The organism is Actinomyces provencensis, assembly GCF_900155435.1.
Taxonomy (GTDB): Bacteria; Actinomycetota; Actinomycetes; order Actinomycetales; family Actinomycetaceae; genus Pauljensenia; species Pauljensenia provencensis.
This window is the reverse complement of record NZ_LT700212.1, coordinates 2068554-2075176: the sequence shown is the minus strand read 5'-3', so window position 1 is coordinate 2075176 and position 6623 is coordinate 2068554. Positions and strand designations below refer to the sequence as shown.

Sequence of the window (6623 nt, the reverse complement as noted above, 5' to 3'; positions counted from 1 at the left end):
GGGGGGGGGGAGCCGTCACCGGGGCCGTCGGCGGCCGGTCCCCGGCGTTCCCGAGCTCAGTCGCGCAGCGTGACGGCCGACATGCCGGGACCACACAGGGTCAGCACGGTCGCCGCATTGAACGCCGCGACCGTGGCCACCACCTCGGCACGGGTCGCTGCGGCGGGGCGGTCACGGTCCAGGTAGAAGTCCGCGATCCGCTCGAAGGACCAGGTGTCCACCACGAAGGACTGGGGGGCGGCGTTCCCGGGCAGGGCACGGGCGAGCAGGTGGGACACCCGGGGGATGTCCACGGTGGTCCCGGGGATGGCGTTGGCCAGGACCGCGGCCTCGTGGTGCTGCCCGTGCATGACGGGAAGCGGCGCCTGGGCGTAGCCGGAGACCACACCGACGATCCCGTCGCCGGGAGGCAGGGTGAGCGCCAGGGCGGCGCAGCGCCCGACCACGGGTGCCGGCAGGTCCCCCGGGTCGACACCCCACTGGCGCAGGAGGACGTCCACCCCACGCGGGCGTTGCCCGAGCAGTGCGAGGATCGTCCCCAGGGAGTCGGCCGCGCCGCACCCGCAGTCCGCACCCTCCGCGTGGTCATCGGTGTGGGCCGAGACGGGAAGGCCCGCATCCCTCAGGGCCGCGCAGGTGAGGGACAGCCAGGCCGGGGTCCAGGTCTGGAGCTCCTCGCCCAGTCGTCCCGGGGAGATGAGCGCCATCTCGTCGGTGTCCGCCCCCCGGCGGGGGGCCTCGGGTGGCTCGGGCCGGAAGAGGCCGGTCAGCAGCAGGTCGACGATCCAGGTCGACAGGGTTCCCCCGGCCACACAGGGCGTGCCCGGATTGTGTGGCGCGGGCAGTGTCGTGGCACCCGTGGAGCCGTTGGTGGCGGCGATGCCCGCCGGGGCCGACGCCGTACCCGCTGCATCCGGGGTGGTCGGACGCCCGGTGCTGCGCCGTGGAGGGTGGCCCCAACCCCCGGTGGGCAGTGAGGGGACGTCCCAGGGGCGACCGTCCAGGCAGTGTGCGGGGTAGTCGTGGGTGACGGGGACCACCAGGTCCCGGGGCCTCTGCCGGAGTTCCTCCAGCAGTGCCGCCAGGACCTCCTGTTCCTCGGGACCGGGCTCGACGCGCCCGATCGCCCCTTCCAGTGTCATGACCCCACCCTATCGGGGTCCGTGGTCACGCCCGTGCACCCACCCTGCCCACCCACGGCCTCCCGCCCCCGGTGGGGCACCCGCGCTGGTCAACCCCCCGGGCGCGGGGCCCGCCCTCGCTACCCTTGCCCCATGGGCAACCTCCTCGCCGAGAACCACCTCCTCACCCTCTTCCTGGTGGTGGGTGTCGGCGCGGCGCTCGGCGCCATCCGCTTCGGCCCCCTGCGCTTCGGGGCGGCCGGGGCCCTCTTCGTCGGCCTCGCCGTGTCCGCCTGGCGCCCGGACGTCGGGGAGGGCATGGAGATCGTCCAGCAGATCGGTCTGGCCTTCTTCGTCTACACCGTCGGCATCGGTGCGGGGGCGACCTTCTTCCAGGACCTGCGACGCCAGACCGGTCTGCTGGCCGCATGTGCTGGCGCGTGCCTGCTGGGGGCGCTGGTGGCCGTGGGCGGGGGCTCCCTGCTCGGCCTGGACAGGGGACTGAGCACCGGGCTCTTCACCGGTGCCCTCACCGCGGCCCCCGCCCTGGACGCCGCCACCCGGGTGACCGGCGACCCGCAGGCAGCAGTCGGGTACGCCTTCGGGTACCCCATCGGCGTCGTCGTGGGCATCGTCGTGGTCACCATGACCGTGACGCGTTCCTGGGCGGGACGCAGGGACACCCCCTCCCTGGCGGGGACGGGCCTGGACGCCCTGACGGTGCGGGTGCGCCACACCGTGGGCACGCGCAGCATTCCGGCGTGGGCGGACCAGCGCATCCGCATGTCCTACCTCCGCCGGGAGGGCCGCACCCGGGTGGTCGTGCCCGGTGAGGAGCTGCGCGAGGGCGACCTGGTCCTCCTGGTCGGCGATCCGACGTCCCTCAACGAGGCCTTCAAGGACATCGGGGACCCCGTCAGCCACCACCTCTCCGACGACCGCACGGATGTCGCCTTCGAGCGCGTCGTCGTGTCGAACCCGGAGGTCGCGGGTCGCACCGTGGGAGAGCTCGGCATGGCCACACGCTTCGGGGCCGCCATCACCCGGGTGCGCCGCGGGGACCTGGACCTGCTCGCCCGCGACGACCTGGCCCTGCAGCTGGGTGACCACGCCGCGGTCGTCGTGCCCACGGAGGAGCTCGACGCCGTCCAGACCTTCCTCGGGGACTCGGAGCGCCGCGTCGCCGAGGTGGACGCCATGGCCTTCGGCATCGGCATGGTGCTCGGCATGCTCCTGGGGGCGGTGTCCTTCCCGATGCCCGGCGGTTCCACCTTCCAGCTCGGCTCGGCGGCGGGTCCCCTGGTGGTGGGCATGGTGCTGGGCGCCCTGCGTCGCACCGGGCCGTTGGTGTGGACCCTTCCGGAGTCCGCGAACCTGACGATCCGCCAGATCGGGCTCATGCTCTTCCTGGCGGCCCTGGGCCTGGGCGCCGGGCCCGACCTGGGAGGACTGCTGGTCTCCCCCCAGGGGTGGAGGGCCGCACTGCTGAGCGTCGTCATGGTCGCGGTGTGCTGCGTCGCCCTGGCGGTGACCGGCCGCTGGACGGGGCTGTCCGCCCCGCGCACCGCCGGGGGAGTGGCCGGGTTCCTCGGTCAACCCGCCGTGCTCCAGGCCGCCGCGGCCCGCCTGCCCGATGAACGCATCGAGGCCGCCTACGCGACCCTCTTCGCCTTCTCGATCATCGTCAAGATCCTCCTCGTGCCCCTCATCTGGGCGCTGCCCTGAGGGCGGTCGACGCCGACCACCCGATCCCGGGTCACGCCCGCCCGGGCGGCCTCACAACCGGGGCGGGGTGGAGTTGTTCGTCATGAGCACCGGACCCTCGAAGCCCGCGCTCCGGAGCGCGCCGGTGAGGGAGCGCTGCACCTCGACGGGGCGCGCGAGCCCGGCGTTGAGCTCCAGGTGGATGACCTCCAGGGCGGCGAGCCCGGCGGGCTCACGCACGGGGGCGACCTCGAAACGCGGGTTGAGCGCGAGAGCGACGTCCGCGAGGTCCCCCGGTGCGCCGAAGATCCAGGTCGTGGCACCGATCCCCTCGGGGGCGTCGTGGATGAAGGTGTGCACCAGGACGACACGCCGGCCCTCGTGGGGATGCGCGACTCCCACGCGGGTGAAGGCGTCGACGTGTGCGTCGGCGACGTCGTCGTGGACCAGGGTGTGGGCGTATGCCCCGATGCCGCGCAGCGTGAGCTCGTCGGCGATGCGGCCGAGCATGTCGTCCTCGACGTCCTCCTCGGCGAAGTACATGACGGCTCCGCCCCCGGGCTGGTCCTCCCCGACCAGGGACGTCTCGATCCCGGCGTCGCCGAGCGTCCGGTGGACCAGGGAGGAGGCCTCGCCCGGCCAGGTGTGGACGAGTGCGACATTGGCACCCATGCGCTGGACGAAGGCGTAGGTGTCGAATCCGGGTCTGGTCTGCATGCGGGTGGGCCTCCACGTGTGGGGACGCAGGAAGATGGGGGACACCTGCGTGCCCCCGCTCCTGGGGGTCCATCCTAGGTTCTGCCCGTCGCCACCGGGAGGGCCGACGGTGGTGGGGCCCCGGAGCGTCCGCGGGGGCTCGGGGCCACGTGGGTAGGGTGGAGGGCATGACGACTCCCCAATTCATCCTCGACCTGCGTGAACACATCGGCCATGCACCGCTGTGGGTCCCCGGCTGCACGGCGGTGGTCCTGCGCCGGGACGGTGTGGACGCGGAACCCGAGGTCCTCGTGGTGCGCCGCAGTGACACCCACGCCTGGACCCCCGTGACGGGGATCGTGGACCCCGGTGAGGCCCCTGCCGTGGCCGCAGCCCGCGAGGTCCTGGAGGAGGCGGACGTCGTGGCCACCCCGCGGCGCCTGGTCTCCGTGGACGTGGTGGGCCCTGTCGTCTACGACAACGGGGACGTCTCCAGCTACCTGGACACGGCCTTCGTGATGGACTGGGTCTCGGGGGAGCCGAGGCCGGCGGACGGTGAGAACACCGAGGCCCGTTTCGTGCCCGCCTCGCAGTTGCCCCCGATGAACGAGCGTTTCCGGCGTGTCATCGCCCGCGCACTCTCAGGAGAGGTCGCTGCCGCTTTCGAGGCCCCCCGGGGTCAGGCGTCGGGGGCGGGCTCGGTCGGTGGGTCAGCTGCGCAGCCGCGCCCCGCAGGTCTCTGAGGCCCTACTCCCCTTCGGGTCCTGACACCCCTGCACGCTGCGTCCGCTCCCCTCCCGGCCGTCCGGCGCGAGCGACCGTTCCTGCGCACCAGTGGGGCGGTGCGCACCCCACTCCCATGACGACGGTCACATCCAGCGGTTGCGGGCCCACCGACCCGGTGGTGGGATGAGGACATGGGGAACAAACCGGAGAAGATCGTGTACACCGCCGTCGCTGAGTCGACGGGAGGACGCTCGGGACGTGCCGTCTCGACGGATCCCGACATCAGCCTCGACCTGAGGGCACCCAAGGCCATGGGAGGGCCCGGCGACGGGACCAACCCCGAGCAGCTCTTCGCCATGGGCTACGGAGCCTGCTTCCAGGGGGCACTCGGACTGGCCGCCAAGGAGGCGGGGGTCTCCGTGAAGGACTCCGTCGTGCGCACCTCGGTCGGGATCGGCCCGGAGGGCGAGTCCTTCGCCATCTCCGTCCTGCTGGAGGTCTACATCCCCGACCTGCCCATCGAGCAGGTCGAACAGCTCGCCAAGCGCACCCACCAGCTCTGCCCCTACTCGAAGGCGACGCGCGGCAACGTCCCCGTCGAGGTCTCGGCGGTCGAGTCCCTCTGAGCCCTGATCCACCGTTTGTGGGGGTGGGGGTGGTGTGAGGCGAGCGGGATGGGGTTGTGGTGGTGTGTTTGTGCTGGTGTGAGGGTGTTCGGGTTCCGGGGTGTGGTGGGGTCTCCGACCACTGGTGTCGGCTTGTCCTGGGGTTCCTCGGGTTGGGCCCGCTGGGGCTGGGTGGGTGGTGGTCAGGCCGCCAGGGGCGGGTCGCTGCCGGTGGCGTGGCCCCACAGGTCCATGAACTGGCGTTGCCAGGGCCAGTGGGTCGGGTAGTGCAGGAAGCGGCGCCTGGACCTCGTGGCCACTCGTGCTGGCACGTGGATGAGTCGGGTGCGGATGGTGGGCATGCGGGCGGTGTTCATGCCTGCGGCGTGGGCTGCGGCCCGGGAGATGTTGAACGCCAGGACCGCCAACTGCAGCCAGGCGGCGTTGGCCTGGAACTTCCCCGAGGGCAGGTGCGCCAGGGCATTGCCCTTCAACTCGGCCATGACCTGCTCGATGATCGCATGTCCCCGGTGACGCTCATCGGCCTGGACCATGGGGAGGGTGGAGTTGGTGATGAAGGGGTGGTACCGGTACGTGTCGAACAGTTCCCCCTGACCCGGGCTGGCCTTCGGGTTCAACCGCTTGACACGGCGCACGACGAGCCTGCAGGTGACGTGTTCACTCACCGTGTGGGAGGTGAAGGCGGTGAAGGGGACTTCTGCGACCTCGGCGTCACTAATCCATTCTCCCGTGTCTTCTTCGAAGACGGCGTTGGGGTAGTGGATCCCCACCCACTCCTCCTCCCGGATCGCACTGATGGCTCGGGTGACGGTCTTCCACTGGGGGACGGTCACGGAGAACCAGCACCCGGCGTCGAGGAAGGCGTGGACGAAGTCGCACGTGCAAAACGCGCTGTCAGCCCGACCCATCACCCTCGCATCCGGGCGGACGCGTCTGAGGACTGTGAGGGCTCTCTTGGCGTGCCAGGCGGCGTTGCCCCCGCTGCGGATGTTGCCCCGACGCAGTTGGGCCCCGGCGATCACGGGCGGGGTGTGCTCGGTGCTGATGGTGGCGACGAGGGCGTTGAGGCCCTTGACATGGTTGTAGCCGTAGGCCACCGCCTGCTTCGAATACCCGTGCACCTCCCGGATGGTGTCATCGAGGTCCACCATCACCAGCTCATCACTGCCGAACAGGGTGGGGACCCTGGGGGCCAGGTTGGCCAGGAGCTGGCGGTTGATGGCTCCCAGCTGGAGGGTGTGACCGTGGGTGAAGGACCGCAGGAAGGTCCCCAGGGTGGAGGGGGCACGCACCGCCCCCACCACCTTCGCCGTGCCCCCCGAACGCAAGACATCCATCCCGTCAATGTCATCGGCCCCCGCCAGCATGCCCGTCACCAGCGCGCGCGTCTTGACCACCGCGTTCGGGGATGCCACCGTCAGCCGCTCGTTCAGCAGATCAGCGAGCCCGGCCCGCTGGGCCAGGCCCATCACCGCGGGCAGGCCCCCGGCGGAGACGAGGTGGTCCTCATCGAAGACCGGGGTGAAACGGCGGGTGGGAGTGTGAGACGATTGCACCTGAGCGATGCCCCCTCGACTTGGTGAAATGGTTTGTCTGGCGACACCCATTATCCCAGATCAGAAGGGGCATCCTCCCTTTTTCACACCCCCACAACCCACCCCCTAAACGGTGGATCAGGGCTGAGTCGGGGGCCGGTGCGGGTCCGGAGGTGACCCCGGCCCTGCGGACGGCCCGAGCAGTACCACGGTGC

The 6623-nt window shown here is 71.4% G+C and carries 6 protein-coding genes; 3 read left to right on the top strand and 3 right to left on the bottom strand.

Annotated features, from left to right (window positions below; translation table 11 throughout):
* Positions 1-56: 56 nt before the first annotated feature.
* Positions 57-1142, bottom strand: a complete 1086-nt coding sequence (locus BQ9890_RS09180; protein WP_075891017.1) for a hypothetical protein — start codon at positions 1140-1142, stop codon at positions 57-59.
* Positions 1143-1274: 132 nt separating this feature from the next.
* Between BQ9890_RS09180 and BQ9890_RS09175 the strand changes: the two genes are divergently transcribed.
* Complete coding sequence (locus BQ9890_RS09175; protein ID WP_075891015.1) at positions 1275-2846, top strand: aspartate:alanine exchanger family transporter; 1572 nt, start codon at positions 1275-1277, stop codon at positions 2844-2846.
* A gap of 51 nt (positions 2847-2897) precedes the next feature.
* Here the strand turns inward: BQ9890_RS09175 and BQ9890_RS09170 are convergent, their stop codons facing one another.
* Positions 2898-3542: a hypothetical protein gene (locus BQ9890_RS09170; RefSeq protein WP_075892972.1), complete on the bottom strand. Its 645-nt coding sequence runs from the start codon at positions 3540-3542 to the stop codon at positions 2898-2900.
* A 167-nt stretch (positions 3543-3709) separates the two neighbouring features.
* Between BQ9890_RS09170 and BQ9890_RS09165 the strand changes: the two genes are divergently transcribed.
* Positions 3710-4264: an NUDIX hydrolase gene (locus tag BQ9890_RS09165; protein WP_078062346.1), complete on the top strand. Its 555-nt coding sequence runs from the start codon at positions 3710-3712 to the stop codon at positions 4262-4264.
* A gap of 174 nt (positions 4265-4438) precedes the next feature.
* The gene (locus BQ9890_RS09160) at positions 4439-4873 is read left to right on the top strand and encodes an organic hydroperoxide resistance protein (RefSeq protein ID WP_075891013.1); all 435 of its coding nucleotides are present in this window, start codon (positions 4439-4441) and stop codon (positions 4871-4873) included.
* A gap of 182 nt (positions 4874-5055) precedes the next feature.
* Here the strand turns inward: BQ9890_RS09160 and BQ9890_RS09155 are convergent, their stop codons facing one another.
* Complete coding sequence (locus BQ9890_RS09155; RefSeq protein ID WP_230297884.1) at positions 5056-6480, bottom strand: IS1380 family transposase; 1425 nt, start codon at positions 6478-6480, stop codon at positions 5056-5058.
* Positions 6481-6623: the final 143 nt, after the last annotated feature.

Bases quoted from the DNA above. Each gene is read 5' to 3' on its own strand.
- BQ9890_RS09165 (WP_078062346.1), top strand. From the start codon at position 3,710: ATGACGACTCCCCAATTCATCCTCGACCTGCGTGAACACATCGGCCAT.
- BQ9890_RS09170 (WP_075892972.1), bottom strand. From the start codon at position 3,542: ATGCAGACCAGACCCGGATTCGACACCTACGCCTTCGTCCAGCGCATG.
- BQ9890_RS09160 (WP_075891013.1), top strand. From the start codon at position 4,439: ATGGGGAACAAACCGGAGAAGATCGTGTACACCGCCGTCGCTGAGTCG.
- BQ9890_RS09155 (WP_230297884.1), bottom strand. From the start codon at position 6,480: ATGGGTGTCGCCAGACAAACCATTTCACCAAGTCGAGGGGGCATCGCT.
- BQ9890_RS09175 (WP_075891015.1), top strand. From the start codon at position 1,275: ATGGGCAACCTCCTCGCCGAGAACCACCTCCTCACCCTCTTCCTGGTG.
- BQ9890_RS09180 (WP_075891017.1), bottom strand. From the start codon at position 1,142: ATGACACTGGAAGGGGCGATCGGGCGCGTCGAGCCCGGTCCCGAGGAA.